This is a genomic window from Halobacillus sp. B29, assembly GCF_052246755.1.
Classification (GTDB): domain Bacteria; phylum Bacillota; class Bacilli; order Bacillales; family Halobacillaceae; genus Halobacillus; species Halobacillus halophilus.
On record NZ_JBQQCM010000002.1, the window covers coordinates 39,400 to 65,742 of the forward strand.

General features: G+C 40.3%; 26 protein-coding genes, 1 pseudogene and 1 other annotated feature (1 of these 28 only partly in view). Of the genes and pseudogenes, 20 read left to right on the forward strand and 7 right to left on the reverse strand.

What is annotated here, in order from left to right; genetic code table 11:
- Positions 1 to 73 (forward strand) — a binding site (T-box leader); it begins 134 nt to the left of the window's first position.
- Positions 74 to 153: 80 nt separating this feature from the next.
- Both tyrS and ACTWP7_RS02440 read left to right on the forward strand, forming a co-directional pair.
- On the forward strand, positions 154 to 1,419 hold the full coding sequence (gene tyrS, locus ACTWP7_RS02435) for a tyrosine--tRNA ligase (RefSeq protein WP_443121895.1): 1,266 nt from the start codon (positions 154 to 156) through the stop codon (positions 1,417 to 1,419).
- A gap of 128 nt (positions 1,420 to 1,547) precedes the next feature.
- Positions 1,548 to 2,132 (forward strand): kinase, encoded by a 585-nt coding sequence (locus ACTWP7_RS02440; protein WP_443121896.1) that lies wholly within the window; start codon positions 1,548 to 1,550, stop codon positions 2,130 to 2,132.
- Positions 2,133 to 2,189: 57 nt separating this feature from the next.
- Here the strand turns inward: ACTWP7_RS02440 and rpsD are convergent, their stop codons facing one another.
- A complete protein-coding gene (rpsD, locus tag ACTWP7_RS02445) occupies positions 2,190 to 2,792 on the reverse strand; it encodes a 30S ribosomal protein S4 (RefSeq protein WP_014644034.1) in 603 nt (200 codons plus the stop codon).
- 1,012 nt (positions 2,793 to 3,804) lie between these two features.
- On the opposite strand from rpsD, the pseudogene ACTWP7_RS02450 reads away from it, so the two are divergent.
- Positions 3,805 to 4,254 (forward strand): annotated as a pseudogene (locus ACTWP7_RS02450) (GGDEF domain-containing protein).
- A 307-nt stretch (positions 4,255 to 4,561) separates the two neighbouring features.
- Here ACTWP7_RS02450 and ACTWP7_RS02455 read toward each other — a convergent pair.
- Entirely contained in the window at positions 4,562 to 5,041 is a 480-nt protein-coding gene (locus ACTWP7_RS02455) for a GAF domain-containing protein (RefSeq protein WP_443121897.1), read from the reverse strand.
- 123 nt (positions 5,042 to 5,164) lie between these two features.
- On the opposite strand from ACTWP7_RS02455, the gene refZ reads away from it, so the two are divergent.
- The gene (gene refZ, locus ACTWP7_RS02460; RefSeq protein WP_443121898.1) at positions 5,165 to 5,767 is read left to right on the forward strand and encodes a forespore capture DNA-binding protein RefZ; all 603 of its coding nucleotides are present in this window, start codon (positions 5,165 to 5,167) and stop codon (positions 5,765 to 5,767) included.
- Here the strand turns inward: refZ and hisJ are convergent.
- Entirely contained in the window at positions 5,750 to 6,559 is an 810-nt protein-coding gene (gene hisJ / locus ACTWP7_RS02465) for a histidinol-phosphatase HisJ (protein ID WP_443121899.1), read from the reverse strand. The two genes, refZ and hisJ, sit on opposite strands and share 18 nt — an antisense overlap.
- 159 nt (positions 6,560 to 6,718) lie before the next feature.
- Here hisJ and ezrA point away from each other — a divergent pair, with 159 nt between their 5' ends.
- From ezrA to ACTWP7_RS02490, 5 genes are all read left to right on the forward strand, one after another.
- The gene (ezrA, locus tag ACTWP7_RS02470; protein ID WP_443121900.1) at positions 6,719 to 8,410 is read left to right on the forward strand and encodes a septation ring formation regulator EzrA; all 1,692 of its coding nucleotides are present in this window, start codon (positions 6,719 to 6,721) and stop codon (positions 8,408 to 8,410) included.
- 10 nt (positions 8,411 to 8,420) lie between these two features.
- Positions 8,421 to 8,738 (forward strand): hypothetical protein, encoded by a 318-nt coding sequence (locus ACTWP7_RS02475; protein ID WP_443121901.1) that lies wholly within the window; start codon positions 8,421 to 8,423, stop codon positions 8,736 to 8,738.
- 127 nt (positions 8,739 to 8,865) lie between these two features.
- Entirely contained in the window at positions 8,866 to 10,008 is a 1,143-nt protein-coding gene (locus tag ACTWP7_RS02480; protein WP_443121902.1) for a cysteine desulfurase family protein, read from the forward strand.
- 3 nt (positions 10,009 to 10,011) lie between these two features.
- A complete protein-coding gene (gene thiI, locus ACTWP7_RS02485; protein ID WP_443121903.1) occupies positions 10,012 to 11,220 on the forward strand; it encodes a tRNA uracil 4-sulfurtransferase ThiI in 1,209 nt (402 codons plus the stop codon).
- Positions 11,221 to 11,344: 124 nt separating this feature from the next.
- Complete coding sequence (locus tag ACTWP7_RS02490; protein ID WP_443121904.1) at positions 11,345 to 12,931, forward strand: amidohydrolase; 1,587 nt, start codon at positions 11,345 to 11,347, stop codon at positions 12,929 to 12,931.
- A gap of 50 nt (positions 12,932 to 12,981) precedes the next feature.
- Here the strand turns inward: ACTWP7_RS02490 and ACTWP7_RS02495 are convergent, their stop codons facing one another.
- A complete protein-coding gene (locus ACTWP7_RS02495; protein ID WP_014644024.1) occupies positions 12,982 to 13,785 on the reverse strand; it encodes an NAD kinase in 804 nt (267 codons plus the stop codon).
- A gap of 238 nt (positions 13,786 to 14,023) precedes the next feature.
- Here ACTWP7_RS02495 and ACTWP7_RS02500 point away from each other — a divergent pair, with 238 nt between their 5' ends.
- From ACTWP7_RS02500 to ACTWP7_RS02515, 4 genes are all read left to right on the forward strand, one after another.
- Positions 14,024 to 15,016, forward strand: a complete 993-nt coding sequence (locus ACTWP7_RS02500; protein ID WP_443121905.1) for a class I SAM-dependent methyltransferase — start codon at positions 14,024 to 14,026, stop codon at positions 15,014 to 15,016.
- Positions 15,017 to 15,138: 122 nt separating this feature from the next.
- Positions 15,139 to 16,329 (forward strand): acetate kinase, encoded by a 1,191-nt coding sequence (locus tag ACTWP7_RS02505; protein ID WP_443121906.1) that lies wholly within the window; start codon positions 15,139 to 15,141, stop codon positions 16,327 to 16,329.
- Between the two features lie 105 nt (positions 16,330 to 16,434).
- Positions 16,435 to 17,286 carry an EcsC family protein gene (locus ACTWP7_RS02510; protein WP_014644021.1) on the forward strand — a complete coding sequence of 284 codons (852 nt, stop codon included), beginning with the start codon at positions 16,435 to 16,437 and terminating at the stop codon, positions 17,284 to 17,286.
- Positions 17,267 to 17,782 (forward strand): MogA/MoaB family molybdenum cofactor biosynthesis protein, encoded by a 516-nt coding sequence (locus ACTWP7_RS02515; protein ID WP_443121907.1) that lies wholly within the window; start codon positions 17,267 to 17,269, stop codon positions 17,780 to 17,782. The genes ACTWP7_RS02510 and ACTWP7_RS02515 overlap by 20 nt, the downstream gene beginning before the upstream one ends.
- A 34-nt stretch (positions 17,783 to 17,816) precedes the next feature.
- On the opposite strand, the gene ACTWP7_RS02520 is transcribed toward ACTWP7_RS02515, so the two are convergent.
- Entirely contained in the window at positions 17,817 to 18,275 is a 459-nt protein-coding gene (locus ACTWP7_RS02520; protein ID WP_089754275.1) for a universal stress protein, read from the reverse strand.
- 116 nt (positions 18,276 to 18,391) lie between these two features.
- On the opposite strand from ACTWP7_RS02520, the gene ACTWP7_RS02525 reads away from it, so the two are divergent.
- A complete protein-coding gene (locus tag ACTWP7_RS02525) occupies positions 18,392 to 18,517 on the forward strand; it encodes a hypothetical protein (protein ID WP_014644018.1) in 126 nt (41 codons plus the stop codon).
- Between the two features lie 62 nt (positions 18,518 to 18,579).
- On the opposite strand, the gene ACTWP7_RS02530 is transcribed toward ACTWP7_RS02525, so the two are convergent.
- Positions 18,580 to 19,899, reverse strand: a complete 1,320-nt coding sequence (locus ACTWP7_RS02530) for a purine-cytosine permease family protein (RefSeq protein ID WP_443121908.1) — start codon at positions 19,897 to 19,899, stop codon at positions 18,580 to 18,582.
- Between the two features lie 99 nt (positions 19,900 to 19,998).
- Here ACTWP7_RS02530 and ACTWP7_RS02535 point away from each other — a divergent pair, with 99 nt between their 5' ends.
- Both ACTWP7_RS02535 and ald read left to right on the forward strand, forming a co-directional pair.
- Entirely contained in the window at positions 19,999 to 20,757 is a 759-nt protein-coding gene (locus ACTWP7_RS02535) for an SDR family oxidoreductase (RefSeq protein WP_443121909.1), read from the forward strand.
- Positions 20,758 to 20,913: 156 nt separating this feature from the next.
- Complete coding sequence (gene ald, locus ACTWP7_RS02540; RefSeq protein WP_443121910.1) at positions 20,914 to 22,032, forward strand: alanine dehydrogenase; 1,119 nt, start codon at positions 20,914 to 20,916, stop codon at positions 22,030 to 22,032.
- Positions 22,033 to 22,705: 673 nt separating this feature from the next.
- Here ald and ACTWP7_RS02545 read toward each other — a convergent pair.
- Positions 22,706 to 23,677 carry a bile acid:sodium symporter family protein gene (locus ACTWP7_RS02545; protein WP_443121911.1) on the reverse strand — a complete coding sequence of 324 codons (972 nt, stop codon included), beginning with the start codon at positions 23,675 to 23,677 and terminating at the stop codon, positions 22,706 to 22,708.
- 239 nt (positions 23,678 to 23,916) lie between these two features.
- On the opposite strand from ACTWP7_RS02545, the gene ACTWP7_RS02550 reads away from it, so the two are divergent.
- The 4 genes from ACTWP7_RS02550 to ACTWP7_RS02565 all read left to right on the forward strand — a co-directional run bounded on the left by ACTWP7_RS02550 (position 23,917) and on the right by ACTWP7_RS02565 (position 26,278).
- Complete coding sequence (locus ACTWP7_RS02550; RefSeq protein ID WP_443121912.1) at positions 23,917 to 24,429, forward strand: DUF4178 domain-containing protein; 513 nt, start codon at positions 23,917 to 23,919, stop codon at positions 24,427 to 24,429.
- Between the two features lie 17 nt (positions 24,430 to 24,446).
- Positions 24,447 to 25,118, forward strand: a complete 672-nt coding sequence (locus ACTWP7_RS02555) for a PspA/IM30 family protein (RefSeq protein ID WP_443121913.1) — start codon at positions 24,447 to 24,449, stop codon at positions 25,116 to 25,118.
- A 75-nt stretch (positions 25,119 to 25,193) separates the two neighbouring features.
- Entirely contained in the window at positions 25,194 to 25,868 is a 675-nt protein-coding gene (locus ACTWP7_RS02560) for a DUF4247 domain-containing protein (RefSeq protein ID WP_443121914.1), read from the forward strand.
- A 14-nt stretch (positions 25,869 to 25,882) separates the two neighbouring features.
- Positions 25,883 to 26,278: a DUF350 domain-containing protein gene (locus ACTWP7_RS02565; RefSeq protein ID WP_443121915.1), complete on the forward strand. Its 396-nt coding sequence runs from the start codon at positions 25,883 to 25,885 to the stop codon at positions 26,276 to 26,278.
- The last annotated feature ends 65 nt before the right edge of the window (positions 26,279 to 26,343 follow it).

The following is a 26,343-nucleotide window of genomic DNA, read 5'->3' on the forward strand; positions in this document are numbered from 1 at the left end:
GAGTAGCCGTTATGGATACAAGTGGCACAAATGTGCAACAAGGGTGGTACCGCGACGAGATCTCGTCCCTTTATTATAGGGATATTGAGGTCTTTTTTTTATGCTCTACCTGCCATTTAACATACGCATACCAAGAAAAAGAGGAGTGATAACATGGAATTGCTGAAAGATTTACAACAAAGAGGTTTAATTAATCAAATTACGGATGAAGATGGCTTGGCCTCTCACTTGAATGAGAAACAAGTTACTCTTTATTGCGGATTTGATCCCACAGGAGCGAGTCTCCACATCGGGCATCTTCTTCCTATTCTAATGCTGAAGCGATTCCAGCAGGCCGGTCATCGGCCTATCGCGCTGGTAGGAGGGGGCACTGGAATGATCGGGGACCCTAGCGGCCGATCGTCAGAACGACAATTAAATGAGGCTAGTGTGGTTCATGAATATAGTGAAAAAATCAAAGGACAGCTTGCTAAAATTCTGAACTTTGATGAAGGAGAAAATGCTGCAGCAGCTCGAAATAATTTCGAATGGCTATCTGAGATGACTATTATTGATTTTCTGAGAGACACGGGGAAACACTTTGGAGTCAATTACATGCTTTCGAAAGAATCTGTAGAATCAAGAATTGAACAAGGGATTAGTTTCACTGAGTTTAGCTACATGATTCTTCAGTCCCTCGACTTCCAAAAGCTGAACCAAAAAGAAAATTGTACGCTGCAGATTGGCGGCAGTGATCAATGGGGAAATATTACAGCAGGATTAGAGTTGATTCGTCGTGCCCGAGGAGAGGAAGAAGTAGAAGCCTACGGGTTAACTATGCCTCTTATTACAAAGGCGGATGGTTCAAAATTTGGAAAGACAGCTGGAGGAGCCATCTGGCTGGATCCTGAAGCTACTTCTCCTTACGAATTCTACCAGTTCTGGATTAATGCTGATGATAGAGATGTGATTAAATTTCTCAAGTATTTCACTTTCTTAGGGATGGACGAAATCGCTGCATTAGAAAAAGAAGTGCAGGAGCAGCCGGAAAAACGTGTTGCCCAGAGGCGTCTAGCTGAGGAGATGACGAAGCTGGTCCATGATGAAGAGGCGCTGGCTCAGGCTCAGAGAATTACGGAAGCTCTTTTCAGCGGAGATATTAAATCTTTATCAGGAAAAGAGATTGAGCAGGGCTTTAAAGATGTACCAGCATTTTCATCTTCTGAAAAAGCACCACAGCTTGTTCAGTTGTTGGTAGACGCCGGAATTTCCTCTTCAAAACGACAAGCCAGGGAAGATATTAAAAACGGAGCTGTGTATATTAATGGTGAGCGTAACCAGGAAGTAAATCACCAGATTAATGAAGAAAACCGTATTGAAGATCGATTTACTATTATTCGCAGAGGTAAGAAAAAATACTTCTTAGTCCGCTACGAATAAACCATTTAAATCTGCCTTTCTTTTAAGCCGTTTCAGGCTATAAGGAAGGCATTTTTTATCTTTAAGTCTTTAACGAAAGCGTGGGCACAAAGCAATTAAAAGCTAATTAAAAGGAGGTTTAACTAGATATGGTGCACGAGCTATTCGACATTATTCCGTCTTTTTCGTCTCATCAACTATATATAATAGGAGTCGATGGTTTAAGCCGGTCGGGGAAAACTACATTTGTAAATCAGCTGGATAGAAAGCTAAGTAAAAAAGGAATCGACTCCTGCACTATTCATATGGACAATCATATCGTTACAAAGAATGAACGTTATCATACTGGATTTGAAGATTGGTATGAGTATTATCAGTTACAATGGGAGGTGGAGTGGCTACGAGATCATCTGTTTGAGAAAGTCAGAGGCGGTTCTCATCTTACTCTTCCTTTTTATAATAACGAATCGGATGAGCGTGAATATCGAAAGGTGAATTTACCTTATGAGGGAGTAATTTTTATAGAAGGGGTTTTTCTTCAAAGAAAAGAGTGGCGGCCTTATTTTAATCACTTAATATTTTTAGATTGTCCGAGGAACCGAAGATTCGCACGTGAGGATCCATCTGCTCGAAAAAATAAGGAAAAATTCAGAAATAGGTATTGGAAAGCGGAGGATTATTATCTGAGAAATATTAAACCTCATAAATCTGCTAATTATATCGTGAATACTTAAAAGTAAGATCAAAGTAAAAAAAACCGCCGTTTAAAACGGCGGTTTTCATCAAAACGATTAACGGGAGTAGAATTCAACGATAAGAGCTTCATTGATTTCAGATGGAAGCTCAGAACGTTCTGGGTAACGAGAGTAAGTTCCTTCACGTTTATCTTCATCAAATGTAAGATATTCAGGTGTGAAGTTATTTACTTCGATAGCTTCTTCTACCACGTCAAGTTTTTGGGATTTTTCACGTAGGCTGATCACTTGATTAGGTACTACGCGGTAAGATGGAATATCAACACGTCCTCCATCTACAGTTACGTGACCGTGAGTAACTAGCTGACGAGCCTGGTTACGTGTACGAGCCAGACCTAGACGGTATACGATGTTGTCCAAGCGAGACTCAAGAAGAATCATGAAGTTCTCACCGTGGATACCTTTCATATTACCAGCCTCTACGAATAGACGGCGGAATTGACGTTCTGTCAATCCGTACATGAAACGAAGCTTCTGCTTCTCTTGAAGCTGAAGACCGAATTCAGATAGTTTTTTACGTTGATTTGGACCGTGTTGTCCAGGTGCGTAAGGGCGCTTTTCAAGCTCCTTACCAGTTCCGCTTAAAGAAATACCATAGCGACGGGATTTTTTCCAGGTTGGACCTGTGTATCGTGCCATAGGAATTCCTCCTTTTTTATTTTATTTGCATAAAATAAAAACAGTGTGGCCTTTATACGTTGCTCATTATGTTTTCATGCACCATCGCTCCAGCAGCAGAGAGTTACACGATGCACCTCTTGAAAGAGGAACAAAATGATGACAACGCCGGTTCACATAGGCTGCCATTTATTTTACACAACGACAAGTATAATTTTTTTAAGGCGATAAGTCAAGAGGAAGAAATGAAAAAGTAACAATAATAGAGAAGAAAAACTTAGAATAGCTACTAAGAAAGTTTTCGCTATTTTGCTGTTGTTAGAATAGGGACTGTAGTGACGATCACTTACCAATGTTATTTCACGATAAAGGCAGATTCGAAAACACCCTGACATTTAAAAATATGGATGCAAGAATACATAAAATCGAAAGTAAGCATATTAGAATTCGTGTTAAGGTACAAATGACTGGTACAATAGACCCATTTAAAAAGGAGGACAGGTGATCCTCTATAATGCGATCAGCGACTGATCAACTACAAATTCAACATATTCAGATTGACTTTTTTAATTTACTTACAAATTCTACTCTGTGCTCATATGAGGAATTTGTCATAGAAGTAGCTGATATAATAAAAACTCAACTGTACCTGTTGCTTCTATATTTAAAGTTGGGTTCGTGCCTTTTAATGATTGTAATCACGATGAGGACACGATTCTCTAAGGAAGTTCTTCCTATTTTGAAGCGGACCACTCACAACTACTAATTTCGATGCTAAAGCATAGGGTTAAGAAAGAGAAAGATGATGTTTTCATTGGGAATTTATCCTCTAAAAAAATAAGTATGGTGAAAAGTATAAATCAATAGTGGCTGTAAGGATGCGGATCATGAGCACCTGGATGGTCTTGCAATTGTTCTTCATAAACAGCCCTATTTCTTCTCATTTGATTCGTTCAAACTTCTTCAGTCTCTGATTCATTACTCAACACTTGCTTTTGCTAGTTCGATGCTCATAGAAAAATCAGAGAAAACGGTGGTTACCGATTATTTAACCAAACTTCATTCAAGAAATTACTTAGATGAATGTTTAGAGGCACATAGGCTGAACGACAAATGCGGTACTTTTATTCTACTTGATATCGACAATTTCAAGGCGGTCAATGATACATATGGCCATCAAACAGGAGATGAGTTTCTCTGCCAGACAGCAGAGACTATTCTATCTGTATTGAAGGGAAGGGGAATGGCTGCAAGGTGGGGAGGAAAGGAATTGGCAGTTTATATTCCAGGTATGATTTATGAAGAGGCATTTCAGGTAGCGGATAGCATTCGAAAGGAAATCTTCCTGATTACTTAGCCTTCGGTAACCGTTTCTTGCGGAATATCTTCCTGGAAAACTGACTATCCTTTAAATGGAAAGGAATTAGTAAGGCGTGCCGATGAGGCTTTATATAAAGCAAAGGAAGCTGGGAAAATCAAATAGTTATGGCAGGAATTACTTAAACATAGGCAACCGGGAAGGTAATTCAGCTGTTAAACTAATTTTACATCTTTTTCCAGTAAGTTCTTGAAGGAGAATATAAATTAAAAACCCGCAAGCATGCGGGTTTTTAATTTATGAATTTGTTAAACTTCTGTGTTGATTTTAAGGTTATGCTCCATTATTTGATGACTTGATTTCGAGACATTTGTTGAACGGAAGGTCCTCCAGTGGACGATTTCGCTTTCCGACCCTATCGCGCCATAATCCTCTAATGAAAAATCAATAATAAACTTTAACAGAGCCTAATTTATAGATAAGTTTGAAGTATCTCAACAAACTTGGTTAGGTATTCTTCATCCTGTTCATCAAATCTGCTTTTACTTGGACTGTCAATATCCAGAACTCCAAATATTTCATTGTTTTTGAGAATTGGGATTACAATTTCTGACTGACTGGCCGCATCGCATGCAATGTGCCCGGGAAAGGCGTGGACATCTTCAATTCTCTGAACACTTCTTTCAGCAACAGCCGTACCGCAGACTCCTTTACCAGATGGAATCCTTACGCAGGCTGGCAATCCTTGAAATGGTCCTAAAACAAGCTGATCTTCTTTCCAAAGGTAGAAGCCTACCCAATTTACGTCTTCCAGAAATTGATTTAATAATGAAGAAGCATTGGATAGGTTTGCGATAACATCAGGTTCATCTTCTAATAATGCTTGTAATTGCTTTAAAAGCAACTCATAGTTTTTTTCTTTTGTACCTGTATACGAAGTAGATTGGAACATAATTAGAACCTCCTATAAATATTGATTCGACACACTTACTTAGACTGCTGTCGGGATTTGATGTACGATTCAAAGCAGGAAAACCCTCCAACAGGTAGAATTAATCTGTGAGGGGGAAAAATGATGAACCGACAGAATGTCACACGTGATAGAGTGTTGGATGTTGCCTGCCGTCTATTTTACAGCAAAGGTTTCAACGGAACCTCGGTTCGTGATATTGCTAATGCTGCTAATGTAAACGTATCCTTAATCCATTATTACTTTAAGAGTAAGCAAGGGTTATTTGAGTCTCTGGCTATCAATTATTTTGAGCCTTATTTAGAAATTTTAGAGAGTATTCATTTTACTGATGCAAATGAGCGTGTAGAGACTTTAGTGAGAAAAATATTACATTATAAACTGTCTCATAATCAACTTTCCTGTTTAGTATATCGAGAACTTTCTTTAAATACAGTGTTTGCCCGGGAAATGCTTGTTACTTATTTAGCCAAAGAAGACCATTTACTATCTAATATTTTGTTCCATAAATCATCGAAAATGGAAATCACTTTTAAGGAAAAGCTGAAAGTATTGCAGTTGAAAGGGCTGCTAAATGCTCCATTTACGATGCCTCATGAATTTAGGGAGCCATTTATTACTGAGGCTTCCCTAAGCCATTTTGTGGAGGAGTACAGCCAGTCCATGCTAGAACAGGAAACCGTGCAAAAGTTAGCGGTTAAAGCTTAGGATTCTAGGGTCTATTTCGCTAAACCCCTGCTTCAATCCGGACACTGCGTGAGCATCAGATCCATAAACTAAAGGGAGCCCCATTGAAGAAGCTTGATCTGCTATAGACTTTGGCGGATATGTTTCTTTGCAATGGGGCTTTTGAAGTCCTGCTCCATTGTAATCTAGTTCCATTCCCTGTTCCTTGAGTACTTTAAGAAATTGTTCAGCTCGTACTTCCCAGCCCGGTGGGGAGGGATATAAGTCTTTAAATTTCCTGATCAGCGTCATGTGGCCAATCCTCGATGGTTTATAAGCACCTAAATCTGCTTCAGCAGATTTTCTTAAATTATTAAAATAGGCTTGATACAAATGGTTGCTGCCACCCAGGTCATGAAAAGCCTCTTCATACATGTCAGGGCTGTAATCTATACAATACCATTGGCTATTTCCTTTGATAAAATGTACAGATAGGATGCTGTCATCCAATTCAGGTCCATATCTGTTTAAGAAAGTCTCCGTTTCTCTTTCATATCCTTCGATATAGTCAACTTCAAACCCTGCTTGAATAGAAATATCATCCTTGTATTCTTTTTGCAGACGATTGATATCAGAAAGATAAGACTCAACTTCTGCGAGAGCCATTCCACTGTCTTTTTCAGGAACAGGGTCAACGAACGAGGTTGGCAGAGGAGCATGCTCAGTGAATGTCATGGTGTCGTAGCCAATAGATATGGCTTTCTCTATATATGATTTAAATGAATCTGCCGTTCCGTGCGGGCAGTATGGGGTATGGATGTGACCGTCTCTCATTCTTAAATGCTCCTTTAGGATTTTATTTTTGGTCAGTAGGTTAATATTTTTGAAATATTTTAGCCAAAATCTCTAAATACATGGTATCATTATAAACAACTATTTTACATTTCGGAACGAAAGAATCCGTCGGACGGTGATTTTGTAAGGAGGCTATTTATGAAGTACATCATTGGAGTTATACTGCTTGTGATTGCGCTTTTTATCGCAGGGTTAATTTGGCGTAAGAAAGTCTATGATGCGGTGGACCGGTTAGAAAATTGGAAGATGGATATTACGAATAGGCCGGTGACCGAAGAATTATCAAAAGTGAAAACCCTGAACCTATCAGGGGAAACGCAAGAGAAGTTTGAAGCTTGGCGTGAACAGTGGGATACAATTATAACTAAGGAGCTTACTGCAATTGAGAAAGATCTTTATGAGGCAGAGGAAGCTGCAGACCGCTATAAATGGAAACGAGTCCAGAAAATATTAGATAGCACAGAAGACAAGTTAGTAGCGATTGAAAACGACATTCAAAAAATTCTGGAAGATCTTAAGAGTCTGCTGGATTCGGAGGAAAACAGCCGAATTGAAATCGAATCCATTGGTCCTGAAATTAAGGAATTGTCCCGCAAACTAATTCAGCACCGTAACCAGTTTGGCCAATCTGCTTCTTTGTTCGAAAAACGAGTAGAGCAGCTGGAACTGCAGTTGGGAACGTATGAAGAATTAGCCGAGCAGGGCAACTATATTGAGGCGAATAAACTGGTTCAGTCCATCCGTGAGGAATTGGTGAACCTTCAGGAAGAAACCGAAACGTTCCCTGAGCGTTATAAGAAAGTAAACTTGGAACTGCCAGAGCAGTTAAGAGAGCTTAAGCAAGGGATCGAAGAAATGAAAGCAGAAGGTTACCGAGTAGCTCATTTAGATTTGCTCCCTGAAATACATAGGTATGAACGTATTCTTACGGAAGCACTAGCCAGATTAAATGAAAACGACCAAACAGGTATAGAAGAATTAATTGTTGAAATTGAAACAAGAATTCAGGAAATTTATCAGATGCTCGAGAGAGAAGCTGTAGCTCATCAATATGTTGAGAAACAGTATGCACCTTTAAGGTCGCAACTTGATAACCTCGAAGCTGTCTTCATGGAAACGGAAGAAGATATGGAAGAAATTGATGTTTCTTATCAAATGCAAGGGGAAGAAGCCGAATCCTATGAGGGATTGAAAAGCTGGTTTAGTCAGCTTAAGAAAAAGTTTATCAGCCTGGAACATAAAAGACAGGATGGTGAGTCGGCTTATTCAGAGCTCAGACTGGAGCTTGAAGAAGCACGCCAGAATTTGATGGAACTTCAAGAGAGACATCAGGAGTTCGATGAGAAAGTTCAAGCTTTAAGAAGAGAGGAAATGGATGCAAAAACGAAGCTTTCTGATATGGAGCAGTTACTCTTAGAAACATATCGGAGATTAAAACGCAGCAACATTCCAGGAATTCCATCTTCGATTTATGAAGACATGAAAATAGCCAGTGATAAAATTGATGATGTTTTTGCATGTCTTGAAAGAGAGCCTTTGGATATGGCCGCCGTTCATAATCATTTAAACGATGCATCAGAAATGACACAGAATATCTATGACGAAGCTCAAAAAATTATGGATAGAGCCCGCTTGGCTGAGAGAGTTATCCAATATGCCAATCGCTATAGAAGTAAATATCCAATTCTAGCAGCGCGACTCCTGGAGGCAGAAAATAAATTTAGATCTTATCAGTATGAATCAGCCTTAGAGTTAGCGTCTGAGGCTCTGAAGGAAGTTGATCCGGATGCCTTTTCACGCATAGAGGAAAGGGAACAAGTCATGGTATAGGGTGGTGCCTATGAGAAAGATGCTAGTGATCGGTACAGCAAGTGTTTGTGTGCTGGTATGGAGTGCTGTGATAATTGTCTATCTTCTTGCCCCACCGCAAACTTTTGCAGCAAGTGATCATGGGTTGGCGTCTGATTCCGATAACCTGCTAAAGGAAAAAAAGTCTCCAGTTTTTTTTGAGAAAACAGATAAAATCGAAAATCTCATATCCCAAAGCGAAACAATAGTGGGGCCAGCTTCTATATCAAAGGCTTGGACGAAAGACCTTGAGAAGGATGGCAAACTAAGTATTGATACGTTACTTGAAACTTTGGATATAGAGGAATAAAAAGTATATCAAGGACACCTGCTTAACATAGCAGGTGTCCTTTTGTATCTTGAACTGTCTATTTATTTATAAAAGATGGTATGATAATATAATGGACTGCATTTTGAAATAAAGGAGTACACCTTTTATGATTTACTTTGATAATAGCGCTACAACAAAGCCTCTTCCTGAAGTACTGGATAGTTACCAAAAAGTAGCTGCAGAACTTTTTGGTAACCCATCGTCAGTCCACAGCTTCGGCGGTCAAGTAGAGCGCTTAATGCAGCAATCTCGTCATCAAGCCGCCCAACTATTTGGAGTAGAATCTCAAGAAGTGATTTTCACTTCGGGAGGCACTGAAGGTAATAATATGGCGATAAAAGGAATTGCATTTATGCACCAATCAAGAGGAAAGCATATAATCACGTCTAAAATTGAACACCCTTCGGTCCTGGAAGCATTTCGAGCTTTGGAAACCTTAGGGTTTGAGGTCACATACATTGATGTAAATAAGGAAGGTAAGGTAGACCCTGAGAGTGTGGAACATGCTCTGCGTACAGACACCATACTCGTAAGTATTATGTCTGTAAATAATGAATTGGGATCTGTACAGCCCGTGAAGGAAATAGGGGACAAGCTTAAACACTACCCCAAGGTGTTTTTTCATGTGGACCACGTTCAGGGACTGGGAAAAATTCGTATGCCCATAATGGAGTCAGGAATCGATCTTTGCACAGTTTCAGGCCACAAAATCCACGGATTGAAAGGGTCAGGAGCTTTGATCATCAGAAAAAATGTTTCTCTTTTTCCTTTGCTGCATGGGGGCGATCAAGAGCTTGAACGGCGAGCGGGCACGGAAAATCTTCCGGCAAATGTGGCTTTTGTGAAAGCACTTCGTTTAATCTTGGAAAAACAGAAACATTCGAGTGAACATTTATCTCAAATCCATCAATATATACGGGGAGAATTAAAGAAGATGGAACAAGTGGTTATTAATTCACCGGATGACTCTGCCCCTCATATCATTAATTTTTCAATCCCTGGATTTAAACCTGAGGTAGTTATTCATTCCTTAGGAGAAAAAGAGATTTATATTTCTACAAAATCTGCATGCTCCTCCAGAGAACCAGAGGTTAGTACAGTATTAAAGGCATGCAGCCTTGACTATGACCGGACAAGTTCTGCTCTTCGAGTTAGTCTAAGCTACCAGAATACGATAGAAGAAGCTGATTCGTTTATTGAAGCCCTTAAAGAGACGATTGAACAACTAAAAGAAACGATGAGGAGATAAATTATGAATTTCGATCATATTATGATTCGGTATGGAGAAATGGCTTTAAAAGGTAAAAAAAGAAAAATATTTGAGCAGAAGCTTCGGAATAATCTGCTCAAGAAACTTCAAGAATTTCCTTCTGTGCGAATCCATAAAACAAGAGGCCGTATGTATATCTTGTTAAATGGTGAAAACCCGCAAGAAGTTATGGATCGATGTCAGGATATTTTTGGTATTCACAGCTTAAGTTTTGCTGTAAAAGTGGAAAAAGAAGAAGAAGAAATGAAGAAAGCTGTACTGTTGGCCTTCCAGGATGCAGACCATGCCAAAACCTTTAAAATTTCAGCTAAGCGTTCAGATAAGGATTTTCCAATTGATTCTAAAGAGCTTAACCCTCTTTTGGGAGGATATATTCTTAGAAATACAGAGGGGGTTACAGTAGATGTACACCAGCCTGATGTAGAAATTAAGGTGGAAGTACGCCAGGAGGCCGCCTATATAACGGCTCAAGATTATCCTGGTGCAGGTGGTTTTCCAGTGGGTACGACTGGGCAGTCTCTGCTAATGCTTTCAGGCGGAATTGACAGTCCTGTCGCAGGTTACCTGACTATGAAGCGTGGAGTGGAACTGGAGGCGGTTCACTTTCATTCTCCTCCCTATACCAGTGAGCGAGCGAAACAAAAAGTGATTGATTTAGCCCAAAAGCTTTCCAACTACGGAAACTCGGTTAAAGTTCATGTTGTTCCATTTACAGCTATTCAGCAAAAAATTCATCAGGAAATGCCCGAGGGCTATAGTATGACAATTATGAGGCGAATGATGCTGCGAATTAGTGAAAAGCTTGCAGCTAGGCAGGGGATATTGTCCATGACTACAGGAGAAAGCCTGGGTCAAGTAGCGAGTCAAACAATGGAGAGTATGAATACCATCAATGAAGTGACGAACTATCCAGTGCTGCGTCCACTTGTTTCTATGGATAAAGTTGAAATTATTGATATTGCTAGAAAAATTGATACCTATGATATTTCTATCCGTCCTTATGAAGATTGTTGTACTGTATTTGTACCGAAATCCCCAAAAACGATGCCTACAAGAAAAAATGCAAATTACTATGAATCAAACAGTGACTTTAGTGCAGACATTGAAAAAGCACTCGATGAGACTTATATTGTAGAAGTTGACCATTTGGCTGGAAAAGATCAAAAAAATGATTTCAGTGACCTATTATAGTTTAATAAAGTAAAGAAGAAGATGCTGAGAATGAGGTGAAGCATCTTCTTTCTATATATGGAGTTATTGATTTATGATGAGTATATAGATCAAACAATCAGATAACTGGAGAGGATGGATAGATGTGAAACTTTGGTATGGTGGGAAAATCTACACGATGGAAAAAGAAGGCGTCTGGGTAGAAGCGGTTGTTACCAAGAATGGAAAGATACTGGAGGTTGGGGATACTCAAGATCTATATAAAACCTATAAGAATGAAATTACAGAAGAACATGATTTAAAAGGAGCGGTTATGTATCCAGGGTTCACTGACAGTCACCTCCATATTATTGGACATGGAGAACGGTTGATGCGCCTTGATTTAACATTCATGAAATCAGCTGAAGAAGTGAAGCAGGCTTTGAAGCTTCATGCGGAGCAGTTAGATCCCGGAGAGTGGATTATTGGTGATGGATGGAATGAAAATCAATGGGAAAATAAACGAATCATACATAAAGATGAACTGGACGAAATATCTTCCAACCATCCAATGATGCTCACAAGAGTATGCAGGCATGCGGTACTTGCCAATTCAGAGGCTATGAAGCTTGCCGGGATTGAAAGAAGTACACCTGATCCTCAAGGTGGTGTGATTGTGAGGGATGATGAAGGAAACGCTACTGGATTCTTCCATGAGAAGGCTCAGGATATGATTAAAAAAGCAATGCCAGAAGTAACGAAAGATTATTTAAGAAAAGCTACAGAGCTTGCCGTGAGGGATATGCATAAATACGGCCTCGTTGGAGGGCACAGTGAAGACCTGAATTATTATGGGGGATTTAAAAAAACATTCGACGCCTATACCGATGTGATTAATGATTCAAAATTGAAGTTTAGAGCCCATTTACTTGTTCATAATGGAGTAGTCGAACAAATGGACGAAGAGTCTCTTGGCTACAAGAAAGGAACAGATTTTGTAGAGCTGGGGGCGCTGAAAATCTTCTCCGATGGAGCTCTTGGAGGTAGGACTGCCTGGTTGTCGGAAGCCTATTCAGATGATCCTGGAAACTTTGGTGTACCTATCCATACTCAGGAGCAATTGACTTCATTAGTTAAGAAAGCACGTAAACGTCTGATGCCTATAGCTGTTCATGCAATTGGAGATCGGGCAGTCGAGGCAGTTATTCAAGCCATAGAAGCTGCTCCACTTCATACAGGAGAAAGGGATCGAATCATCCATGCTCAGATTTTAAGACCAGACCTAATTCAGAAACTTAAAAATATGAATGTTGTACTTGATATACAACCAACTTTTGTAGCTTCTGATTTTCCCTGGGTCATGGAACGGATAGGAAATGTAAGACTTAAAAACTCTTATTCTTGGAAGACTCTGATGGATGCTGGAATTATGTGTGCTGGAGGATCTGACGCTCCTATTGAAGAAATTAATCCTTTATTGGGCATTCGGGCTGCTGTAGATCGAAGAGCCACATACGATCATTTGGTGTATCAAGCTGAAGAAAAACTTTCGGTCTTTGAAGCCATATCTTTATATACGAAAGGAAGTGCTATGGCCATTGCAAGAGAGGATACACAAGGAGTCATAAAGTCAGGTTATATTGCAGATTTTACTATCCTTGATCGCGATCTTTTTGCGCTAAAGCCTCATGAATTGGCCGATGCTACTGTAACGATGACAGTTGTAGATGAAGAAATTGTCTACCAACGTTAAAAAATCCGGAGCGGGATCGGCCGCTCCGGATTTTACTTATTATAATATTGTTAAAGGAAGGTGCGCTTGACACGGTCCCAATAAGAATTGTTTTTCAACTTGACGGTTTTTACCACCTGATCACTTAGGCGAACCGTAACATCATAGATATTACGAATTGAAAAAGCCTCATTATCCATGCCGATAATCGGATAGTCATTTCCATCCTGTCTAACATGCAGTTTTAGTGTGCGCTCACCGCTTAAAATAAAAGAAGAGCCCAGAGTTCTAAAGCGATTGTTGTTTAAGGAAGCTAGTTCACTAACCTGGAAACATGGTAATTTGGGATCTACTACAGCCCCTTTTGTGGACTTATTATAACCGGTACTGCCAGTAGGAGTGGCTACGATAAGCCCATCTCCCCTGAATGTTTCGAAGAGAAGGTCATCAATATAGACATCTACATCAATGGATTTAATTAAAGTGGACCGCACACTGCATTCATTTAAACAATAGAAGGTGGATTCATTGTTGACAGTTGCTTCAATAATTGGAAATCTACGAACTTCCACCTCGGCATTTTCCATTGCTTCGACCATTTCATCATGATTGTCTATACTAAAGTCGCAATAAAGGCCTGCTTCATTTTGACTTCGTATTCCAACATAGAGGCAATCTTGTCTGAATCCAGTATTTCGCACAGCCTGTAAAAATGTCCCATCACCACCGACGGCTACAATAATATTTGCATTTTTGGAGTCTTCCACGATAGAAAAGTCTTTATCTCTTGCTAATTGATAGAGTGGTTTAAGTTTCTCATCCAGCTCCTGGTTCGGGTGATAATAAAAGTATAGGTTTCTACGTTGTTCAGCCATAAAACTTCCTCCTTATGTATTCTTTATCGTCATTTTATCATTATAATGCTCTTCCCGCACACAATTTTCAAACTAATCGGTAAAGTAGCGTATTGTTGAAACCCGCTCCATTATTCGATATGGTGGGGGTAGACTTTAATTCGGAACAGCGCAAACGTAGTCAAGCTGGCGCATTACTGTTTCAAGTAAATGCGTCAATTTCTTGTGTTGACCAGGCAGGCTGAAAAGGAGAATGAAGATGAAGCAAGAACAGGTAGAAAAACTATTTCAGTGGGTAGATGAAACAGCTGATACCATTTCTAAAGATATGAATATTACTTATTTGGAAGCCATTGCTGAAACCTTAGATATTTTGTTCAATGGACAGCCTTTTAAGGATATGAGCAAAGAACTTCAAACGAAGCTTACCAATGAGCTTACGAAGATCAATAAGGATAATTTCGAAAAAGAAGAAATTCGAAAAGCCGTACAGCTTGCTATCTTAAAAGGTATGAAAGGAGCAACACAGCAGCAGCATTTAATCACTCCTGATTCTGTCGCGATGTTTATGGGCTATCTGGCTTCTAAACTCTTTGATAACGAAGAAAACCTGAAGCTTTTTGATCCTGCCTCAGGTTCAGGAAATTTAATTTCTTCTGTAATGAACCAGCTTGAAATGCCATTAACAGCATATGCAAGTGAGGTGGATCCTACGCTCATACAGTTAGCCGTAACCAATGCCAACTTACAAAAAAACAATATTGAGTTCTTCCACCAGGATAGTTTGCAACCTTTCCTGATGGAGCCCGTCGATTTTGTTCTGGCTGATCTACCGGTAGGTTATTATCCAGACGATGTGCAGGCTTCCCGTTATCAGCTAAAAGCTGAAGAGGGGCATTCCTATGCGCATCACTTATTCATTGAACAAGGGTTGAACTACACGAAAGAGGGCGGTTATTTAATGTTTATCGTCCCAAACTTTTTATTTGAAAGTGACCAGTCGCGGGAACTGAACACCTTTTTAAGGGAAAATGCTCATATAGTCGGAATGCTTCAGCTATCCGATTCGCTATTCAAAAATGAAAAGCATGGTAAAAGTATTCTGATCCTTCAGAAGAAAGGTCCGGAAACTAAGCCGCCGAAGCAGGCGCTGCTTGTAAAGCTTCCATCCTTTAAAAATCCAAACGCTATGGGCGACATACTCGGTCAAATGAATCAATGGTTTGATGAATATAAAACGGCACAATTGTGAGAAAATAACGAATATAAGAAGTAAACGTTATCATATTCTTTCTACCTTGAAAATGAGGAGAACGGGTGGTTAAATGGTAGTGGTAGAAACATACGAACCTAATTGTAAGGGGATGAGCAACGTTGAGTAATAAAATTCTTGCTATAAATGCAGGCAGTTCATCACTAAAATTTCAATTGATTGATATGCCTGAAGAAACTGTAATTACTAAAGGGTTAGTAGAGCGTATCGGACTTGAGGATGCGGTATTTACAATTGAAGTGAATGATGAAAAAGATAAGACAGTTACTGATATTCCAGATCACGGAGAAGCGGTCAGAATTCTTCTTGATAAATTAACATCTAATGGCGTAATCAATTCTTTAGATGAAATTAATGGCGTGGGTCACCGTGTAGTTCACGGAGGAGAACGTTTTAGTGAATCTGTGTTAATAACAGACCAGGTCATTCAGGAAATTGAGGAAGTGTCAGATCTTGCCCCGTTGCATAATCCGGCAAACCTGACTGGAATTCGCGCATTCCGTGAGGTTCTTCCGGAAGTCCCTCACGTTGCAGTATTTGATACAGCCTTCCACCAGTCCATGCCGGAACAATCCTATCTTTACAGCCTCCCTTATGAATATTATGAGGACTATGGCATTCGTAAATACGGCTTCCACGGTACATCTCATAAATATGTATCAGAGCGTGCGTCAGAGATGATGGGACGCCCTGTAGAACAGCTGCGACTGTTATCATGCCACTTAGGAAATGGAGCAAGTATCGCTGCAATCGAAGGCGGGAAATCGATTGATACTTCCATGGGCTTTACACCACTTGCTGGTGTAACAATGGGGACTCGTTCCGGAAATATTGACCCAGCCCTCATACCTTTTATTATGGAGAAGACAGGAAAGACAGCGAATGAAGTTATGAATGTATTAAATAAAGAGAGTGGTATGCTAGCCCTTTCCGGTTTTTCAAGTGACCTTCGGGACATTGAGATCCGAGCAAGTGAAGGAGATGAGCGTGCGGAGCTGGCTCTTGAAGTATTTGCTGCACGTATCCACAAGTATATTGGTTCCTATGCCGCACGTATGCATGGAATTGATGGAATCATTTTCACTGCCGGCGTAGGTGAAAACAGTTATACCATGCGGGAGCGCGTATTAAAAGGTCTAGAGTTTATGGGAGTGTATTGGGACCCATCTCTAAATCAGATTCGTGGTAAAGAAGCATTCGTTAATTACCCTCATTCACCGGTGAAAGTTATGGTCATTCCAACCAATGAGGAAGTTATGATTGCTCGTGATACAGTAGAAAAAGGACTATAAATATTTAAAAGCAATGGTCTCTGAATCAATCAGAGAGCCATTGCTTTTTTTTGAACATTAGGGCTACAATAATAAGAAGAGTGAACCGGTGGAGGAGTGTTGTTCATGACTTATGAACGGGTAGCAAAAGATGTAGATAGTTGGCTTGAGCAGTACCGGGGGTACCAGCCCAACGACTTTGAAATGATTTATGATGATTGGATCAACCAAAGTTTTTATAATTTGGATCCAGACGTAAAGGAAAAGTTTTTTTCAAAACTCGACGCTTGGTTTTTTCATACGCACGCTTTTTTGCAAGGCACATCCTTTCAGAATGAAGCAAGGCAGCGGATTTTATCTGTAGGCAGGGTATTCTCAGAAGAAATTGAGAACATTACAGATATGAAGAGGATGCTTAGTGTAGATCAGCTAAGTTACATTGCTCAGCAGCAAATTGCAAGAGGCAGGCTGTACTCTTTTGCACAAGGCGGACTGACCGGTACAGGAGGGTGGCTGTTACTCGGGCTTGACTATCCTCTAATGATGGTAATGAACATTCGTGCCGTGCAGTTGATTGGTTTGACTTTTGGTCATGAAATGAACCACCCTTATGAAATGATGATTTCTTTAAAGGTTTTTCACGCAGCTACCCTGCCTAAACGGCTTCAGGTCCATGCGTGGGATGAGTTGATGGATGAAGTGAATCGTAATGAACATCCTTATGTTTTTGAAGGAAACGATCAGCTTACAAATGAATCGTGGCTTGAACAGCCCATTAAACAATGTTTCAAATCGATGTTTATTGTAATGTTCCGCAAAAAAATCTTTCAGGGTCTTCCTTTTATAAGTATAGCGATAGGAGCTTATTCCAATTACCATTTAACAAGACAAGTAACTGATTTTGCAATGAAATTTTATCAATATCGGTACTTGCTGGATCATAAGGGGGAAGAGCGTGATGGCAGTCGAAGATCATAAAAGAGAAGCTCCTTTATCGGTAAGATGCATGGTTCTTACCATAAGTGATACACGAAATATAGATACAGATAAAAGCGGAAAGATTATTATCGAAAAACTTACAGAAAAATCTCAGCACAGGGTTAATGAATATAAGATTGTTAAGGATGATCAAAAGAGAATAGCAGAGGCTGTTAAACAAGGATTGACTGACCCGGATATAGACGTAGTTCTCTTAAATGGAGGAACGGGTATTGCAGAGCGAGATGTGACGATAGAAGCCGTTCAAGCTTTAATTACAAAAGAGATCCCCGGTTTCGGTGAGCTATTCCGGATGCTGAGTTATAATGAAGATATAGGTTCAGCTGCTCTTTTATCTCGAGCAACTGCAGGAGTTAGTGAGAAAACAGCAATTTTTTCGATGCCAGGGTCAAGTGGTGCGGTAAAACTCGCTATGGACCGTCTGATACTGCCGGAAATATCACATGTTGTACGAGAAATTAATAAAGAAGAATAATAATAACCCCCATCAATTAAGATGGGGGTTATTATTATTCTTCTACAACTGGTTTTTCAGGACGTACGACAAGGACATCACAAGTGGCATAACGGGTAATATGCTCGGAAACACTACCAATGAAAAAGCGTTCCATGGCATTTAGACCGGTAGCCCCGCATATGATAAGGTCTGCATTATGTTTTGGGGCCACATCTTTAGCAATTTTAATTTTTGGGGAACCATACTCCACAACTATTTCTACATTGGTAACGCCGGCTTTCTCCGCTTTAGACTTATAATCATTCAATAAATCCGTCGCGTACTTTTCTGCGCGTATGGCTAAAGAACGATCGTAAGCCTCTACCGTAGCAAAAGCTCGAGTGTCTACTACGTGTGCTAGAACCAGCTTAGCATCATTTCGATTAGCAATATCAATTGCTTTTTTGAAAGCACCCTCTGCGGTTTCTGAACCATCCACTGCTACAACAATATCTTTGTACTCGAATGTCATTATGAATGCCCCCTTCCTATTTCTCACCTTTATTATATCATGTTCTATTTTGATTTAGACTTATAATTCAAGCATAATTTAGTGAGTTTTGTGAACTTTAAGAAAGAGGTGAGAAAATGAAGAAACCAGAAAATCCGATAGAACGTGAACAAAAGTTAGAGAGAGAAATGACTGCACCACTGAATGAAAGTTATCAGTCCATAAAAAAGAATGATGAGCCGAAGAAAAAGTCAAGCCAGTAAAAAGATAATCCCACCTCCAATTAAGACGGGGGTGGGATTATTGTGTTTGATTACTGATCTTATTAGCCCCAAGTCCTATGTTTCATAAACCATGGATAGGTAACCATTAATACTGTAAATGTGATAAACCCAGGCGACCAGTTGTCAGGAAAACTGAAATACATGAGACTTCCAAGAATGATAAAAATCAAAGCGTAAGGGTTAATACTCGACGTTTTCGTTAATTGCTCAATAGCTTTTTTATCCAGATGCAGTCGTTTAACGATTAGGTAATCGCCTGAGATGACTGCAGAAATTGGTATGATCAAACCTCCGAGCAATGAAATATAAGATTCAGCTTCATTGACCAGTGAGGGGAAGCCACTTAATAAGACCCCTAGAAATCCAAACATGACCGCACTTTGAACGCGCGTCAGACGGCTGAAAGTATTTAGTAAACTATATCCTCCGGTATAAGCATTGCTAATGTTAATCGAAATCATGGACACTACTGCAGTTAACGTGATTATACCAATAATAACAGGGGAGTCTGTTTGACCGCTTGAAGATACATAAGGGTTAATATCATGGAATAAATAGGCGGATGCACACCCGATTAAGGCTGTTATAAAAAAGCCGATCCCATTTCCTATGAGCAATCCCCAGAACCCGTGGGCCGGAGTTTTTGCATAGCGGGTCATATCGGCAGAAGCACTTACGCCAGAGACATATTGCACAAAAGCCAAGCTGGCATAGAAAAACATAGTGGTTAAAGAACCCTGCATAGGCTCCAATTGGAATGTAAACCATGCGGTGTCCCCATGATTTGTAGTAAAGTATATATATATAATCGTAAACTCTCCAAGTAAAAGGAGGGGAAGAAAGTAAGTGGTGGCTTTTTTTACAGCATCAAAACCTATTATGGCCAGGATTACCATCAGTATAGATAAAGGGATTGAGAACAGTAAAAAAGGCACCTCTTGGCCTGTCATCCGAATGAAAAGCTGCTGAATGACATATGTACCGCCTATGGTCTGTACGCTAAACCAATAGAGGGAGGTTATACTTCGAATAGGAGATGAGAGAAAACGAGCTCCCTGCACTCCGAGAATTGTGCGTATGGCGTATTGTGCAGGGATTCCTAAACGAGCCCCGGGTAACGATAAATAAGAGACAAATAAGAAACCCAAAATTGCTCCGATACATGTTGTAAGAACCCCATTCCAAAAGGATAGACCACCTTCCAGCACGGCCAATGCAGGTACGAGAAAATTCCCTGCATTGGCAGCTACGGCAATTTGGATAAATGCAAAGCGATACCATGAAGTGTTTTGTCTTTTTTTTGGAACCGCTTCTAAACCGATAGTTTCAATTAACTCTTTACGTGAGGCAGCTGCCTTCATTACATCCACGTCCTCTCTGCCGCATTTTATTGTACATAAGGCAGGAGGGCTTGTAAATAAATAGTATGAAAGTAAAAGATCAATGTGGGGGGATTGAAAATGAGGCATGCGATTATAACTGCTGGATCTAAAGGTTTGGGCAGGAAAGTTACTGAGCAGTTTATTAAGAAAAACATATCAGTGACTGTTACCTATTTAAATGATAAAAAATCAGCCATGACGTTGTATGAAGAATTCCCGGAAAAGAAGGACAAGATCCATATAATGAAAGCTGATGTGACAGAACTACAGGATTTACAGACTTTAATCCAAGAAACCATTCAAAGGTTTGGAAGAATAGATTATTTAATTAATAATGCGGGACCTTATATATTTGAACGTAAAAAATTGATGGATTATTCTACGGAAGAGTGGAACTCTATGGTCAAAGGGAATCTTGATGCCGTTTTCCATTTAATGAAACTGACTGTTCCTTACATGAGAGCGCAGTGCTTTGGCCGAATTATAAATTATGGTTTTCAAGGAGCTGGTTCGGCTTCTGGTTGGATTTACCGGTCTGCATTTGCTGCTGCAAAAGTTGGTCTTGTATCTCTTACTAAAACGGTCGCTTACGAAGAAGCTGAGTATGGCATTACTTCTAATATGGTGTGTCCTGGAAATATTGTGGGGGAGTGGAAAGAATCCACAATCGAGAATGGGCGAAAAACAAAGGATGGGTGTACTCCGATTGGACGACCAGGCACAGGGGAAGATATAGCCCGTACTATTGAGTTCTTGTGTCATGAAGACTCGGATATGATAACAGGAACTATATATGAGGTTACGGGCGGTGTCGATGTGATCCACAGGTACAGGTGAAAACTGAATATTTCAATATTTGATAAAAGGTAACCATTTACGTCCTGTTTTGATACAATGAAAGGGCTTTCAAAATAAACATCTACTTTCTATTGAATAATCATGTTATAGTGGAAATCGATAAATAGAGAGAATGGAATAGGAGGTTGAACGGCCTTGAAAATTGGAGTGCCAAGAGAGATTAAAAATAATGAAAACAGAGTAGCGATGACGCCTGCAGGAGTTGTAACTTTGACCAACGCAGGTCATGAAGTTTTTGTAGAAACTAATGCAGGAACTGGCTCTAGTTTTACTGATGCTCAATATAAGGAAGCGGGAGCAAGCATTGTATTATCTGCCAAGGAAGCATGGAGTCAGCAAATGGTGATGAAGGTTAAAGAACCACTTCCTGAGGAGTATGAATATTTCTTTGATGGTCTTATATTATTTACTTACTTGCATCTGGCACCTGAGCCTGAACTTACGAAAGCTTTAGTTAAGAAAAATGTAATAGCGATTGCCTATGAAACGGTGCAGGCCCCCAATGGATCTCTTCCGCTTCTTACCCCTATGAGTGAGGTAGCTGGAAGAATGGCTTCTCAAATTGGAGCACAATTTCTGGAAAGTTCTCATGGTGGTAAAGGAATTCTTCTCGGTGGAATTCCAGGAGTACGTAGAGGCCGAGTAACAGTTATTGGAGGCGGTGTTGTCGGAACTAATGCGGCAAAGATTGCCATGGGTCTTGGGGCAGACGTCACAATCATTGATTTAAACCCGGAAAGATTAAGGCAATTGGATGATATTTTCGGTTCAGATATTAACACTCTTATGTCGAACCCCTTAAATCTTCAGGAATCATTGGCAGAGTCAGACCTGGTAATTGGAGCAGTTCTCATCCCCGGAGCCAAGGCTCCAAAACTGGTTACAGAAGATATGGTTAAATCGATGAAGGAAGGTTCCGTTATAGTAGACGTGGCTATTGATCAAGGCGGTATTTTTGAAACAACAGATCGAATTACTACTCACGATAACCCTACTTATGAAAGATATGGTGTGCTCCATTATGCTGTGGCTAATATGCCCGGAGCTGTACCTAGAACCTCCACGATTGGATTGACGAATGTGACCGTTCCTTATGCCTTGCAGTTAGCTAACAAAGGCTATAAAAAAGCCTGCCAGGAGAATGAATCTCTCTTTAAAGGAATAAATACACTTGAAGGTTACGTTACTTACCGTGCCGTTGCGGAAGCCCAGGGACTCGAATACGCGGATGCGAAAGATTTAATTCATCAGTAAATAAACGAAAAAAAGCGAAGGGATACTGCTCCCTTCGCTTCTTCTATTTTGATTACATGTTCAACCATAGTTCCCAGTTAAAGATAAGCTCCCATTACTTGAAGACTCAGTTTCGAGATATTTGTTGAGCGGAAGGTCCGGAGGGGGACGATTTCGCTTTCCGCGGGCATGTGGTGAGCTTCCTCGGGCTTTGCAGCCCTGCGGGATCTCACCGATCATGTTCATCCCGCAGGAGTCTACATCGTCCCCCTCCGGACCTTGCGATATATAGAGCTCGAAATCATGTTTGAAAAACTCTGGTTTATGGTGGAGAGACATTTTTAACAACGAGCTTATCCAGATGGATGAATCCCGTTTTATAGGCATTTGAGGCGGATCAAGCTCCTCATTTCGCCTATAGAAGGGTCCGTTCACTCTTCAATCGTAGGGTGGCGGAGGAAACAGCGAGACTCCCGCGGGAGAAGGAGCTAGGCGAGACCCCACAGGGAGTGATAACGACTGAGGAGGCTTGCCAGTTCCCCCGCAGGAAAGCGAGTTGTTTCTGCAGCCATCCTTCTCTCTTTCTTAGCAACGGACCAAAGATATCTCGAAGTCGAGTCTTACAGTAACCGGCCCTTTAGTTTAATACGCTGCTTATGAAAAAAGTTGCTGCAATTTTAGTGAATTTTTTATTTTAAGAGGCTGAATGCATGGTTTTTGTTTCTTCATTCCTGTGACTTTTCTCTTTTTGTTTTCGGAATAAGGTGGCAATAATTGGCCCGGATATGTTATGCCATACACTGAAAATGGCACTTGGAACGGCAGCGAGAGGGCTGAAGTGAACGGCGGCCAATGAAGCACCAAGCCCGGAATTCTGCATACCGACTTCTATAGAAACTGCTCGTTGCTTAGCAGGTTCCATGTTGAAGATTTTTCCTAACATGTATCCAGTTAAATATCCTAGAGAATTGTGAAGGACAACGATTGCGAAAATGACTGCTCCCGTTTGAGCAATTTGAGTTTGATTGACACTAACGACGGCCGCTACAATGGCAACAATCGAGATTACGGATACGAGAGGAAGGGCCTTCACTCCTGCCTCTACTTTTCTACCAAGTAAAGCTTTCACACCAAGCCCCAGAAGAATTGGTAAAAGGACGATCTGTACAATTGATAGGAATAAATCTCCAGCAGATACCGGCAGCCATTGACTGGCAAACAGCCAGACTAGGAATGGAGTAAATATTGGAGCGAGCAAGGTAGATACAGCAGTAATAGAAACAGAAAGAGCTGTGTCTCCTTTAGATAGATAAGTCATTACGTTTGAAGAAGTTCCTCCAGGACAGCATCCAACAAGAATAACTCCAACAGCTACTTCTGTTGACACTGGAAGGATTGTGACTAGGAAGAAAGCCAACAGTGGCATAAGTATAAATTGCGCTCCCACTCCTACGGCCACGTCCTTTGGTCTTTTAAACACTTCTTGAAAGTCCTTTTTAGATAAAGTAAGTCCCATTCCGAACATAATGATTCCTAATAATGGCACAATATAGGGAGCGATCCATGAGAAACCTGATGGAATAAAAAATGATAACACCGCAAACAGTAACACCCAGATTGCAAAGGTTTTCCCTACAAAGTTACTTACTTGTTCTAATACCTTCATATATTTCCACTCCTTTATAAATTATTTGAATTTTGATTATACGCGACACATTCAGTTTTCAAAGAGGTGAATAAGGGAAAAAAATGAAAAAAATAATAATGGAGAAATACGCTAAACAGGCATTTAGATCAAAAGTCTGATACGATAATAAGAGAAAACTTTTTAAAAAGTGAAACCAAAGGGTATCCAGGCACGTAGATAAAAGTACACAGGGTCTTAGTGAAAGGTGAGGTGAGTATTTGGGATTCTTTTCAAGATTGTTTTCCAACCAAAAGAAACAAGCTCCTGAAGTAGAAGAAAGAACCGTGTTGAATATTCAGACAGGAGATATTCTCACATACGATCTTGTGGATTATGAGGTGGTGGGTAAGATCACCTACCGGGACGGATCATATGAGTGGTTTGCTTACCAGCTCCTGGAAGGTCAATCTACCAAATGGTTATCGGCTGAAATGGATGATGAGCTTGAGCTTGGAATTTATGAAACGATTAAGCTCCCGGTTTCCACCCCTTATCCAAAAGAACTTCAGTATGATGGAAAATCCTATTATAAGGATGAAGAAGGCGAAGCACGTGTTACAGGGGAAGGCAGAAGTAAAAATATTAATGGCCGCACTACTCATTATGCGGATTATCTTTCAGAAGATGAAGAAAGTTATCTCAGTCTGGAAGCGTGGGGTAGTGAAGTAGAAGTTAGTTACGGTCATGATATTGAAGCTTATGAGATTAAAATAATTGCTGGTTCCAAATAATAAAGGAGGAATTGTAAATGTTTAAATTTTTCAAACGCGTTAAGACAGTAGTAGGTTCAGAATTAAACTCCATGCTCGATAAAGCAGAAGATCCTGTGAAAATGCTGGACCAATTCATGAGAGATATGGAAAATGACATCCGCGAAGCTGAAAGTGCGGTTGCTAAACAAATTGCCAATGAGAAAATGCTGAAGCGTAAATATGATGATGCTCAAGCAATTGTTGATAAACGTATGCAGCAGGCTGAGCAAGCCATTGAAGCTGGAAACGAAGATTTGGCCCGCCGTGCTCTTGAAGATAAAAAGAATCATCAGGAGCAGGCAGATCAACTAAAAGCTTCCTGGGAGCGTGCCCAGACTGATTCCAGTAATCTGCGCCAAAAATTGGACGAAATGAAGAAAGAATATCAGGAAATGAAACTGAAAAAAGATTCACTAAAAGCGCGTGCTGAATCTGCGAAGACCCGTACGAAGATGAATCGTACAATGTCTAATATCGGCGGGGATGAGTCGCGTCAAGGCTTTGAGCGTATGGAAGAGAAGGTCATGCAGCATGAAGCAGAAGCTGAAACAAGCGAAGATATGTCCTCTGAAAGCCGTTCCCTCGATGATGAGTTTGAAGAATTGAATAATAATGACAGTGTAGATAATGAACTGGATGAATTAAAGAAGAAGATGAATAAAAAATAACTAGTATGCAAATGATACTCCGTGCCTGACACTGCGTCAGGCACGGATATTTTAGAGAAGAGGGGAGGAGCTGCATTGAGAGAATATGGAGGCATATTTGTCGTTGGTATAATTGCTATCGTTCTTTTGTTTAATGTGTTTGGAAATGGGAATCCAATGAGAGGTATTTCAGGGTCAAATATAGAAGATACATATGGAGAACTTCCCAGTGAACCTGATCGTTCTGAAATTTTAAATAAAATAGAAAATTCAGAAGCGGATTCAGTTGAAGACTTAATTCAACAAAACTTTCCTTTGTTAGACACTGTACAATCTGACCAGGGAACTACTTCACGCATATACATGACCAGAGAATTGACACTTACGGAAGTAGCTGATGCTTTAGCTGGTGCTATAACGCCCGAAGAAATCAGTGAGAGGCAGGAAGATAAACAAGCACTCGTTTATCCGGACCACTTTGTAATTATTCAGGAAAGTGAAGAAGAACCAGACGTTATCACTATTGAACTGGCTTCTGATCAGTTTGTTAGAAATCACTATTCACCAGGTTTCTTTAATGGGATGTTTACGGCTCTCCTGTTAAACCGAATGCTGGGTTCAAACGACTGGTATGACCGTAGAAGCAATACATGCAGGCAATCAGGAAACTGCTATGGCGGGTACGGAATGTACGGGAATTATAATACAGGAACTTCAGGGTCTCTTCGTGGGTCTTCAACTCGCGGTGGAGGGCCAGGAACAGGAAAATAAAGGAGGTAATCAGCATGGAACCGTTTTTAGCTACGTTAGGATATTTTGTCATTGCTGTAATAGTAATAGTAATTGGACTTTTAGTATTTGAATGGTTAACACGACAGTATAAGGACTGGGATGAAGTTAAAAAAGGCAACCAGGCCGTAGCCATGTCCATATCAGGGAAGATTATCGGGATTTGTATAGTTCTTTCCTTTGCTATTTATCACAGCTTTACCGTTTGGGATACATTAATTTGGGGCGCATATGGAGTCTTCCTTCAAATGATCGCTTATCTATTATTTGAAATGCTTACTCGTAAATTTTCAGTGGAAACTCAACTTAAAGCTAATAATACGGCAGTAGGGATCATTTCAATGGGTGTGTCCATAGGCCTCGCTTTTGTAATTGGAGCGTCAATTACATAGATAACAATGGATATCTTAGGAAAGCCACTATGAGTACCAGCATAGTGGCTTTTTTGAGGGATAAC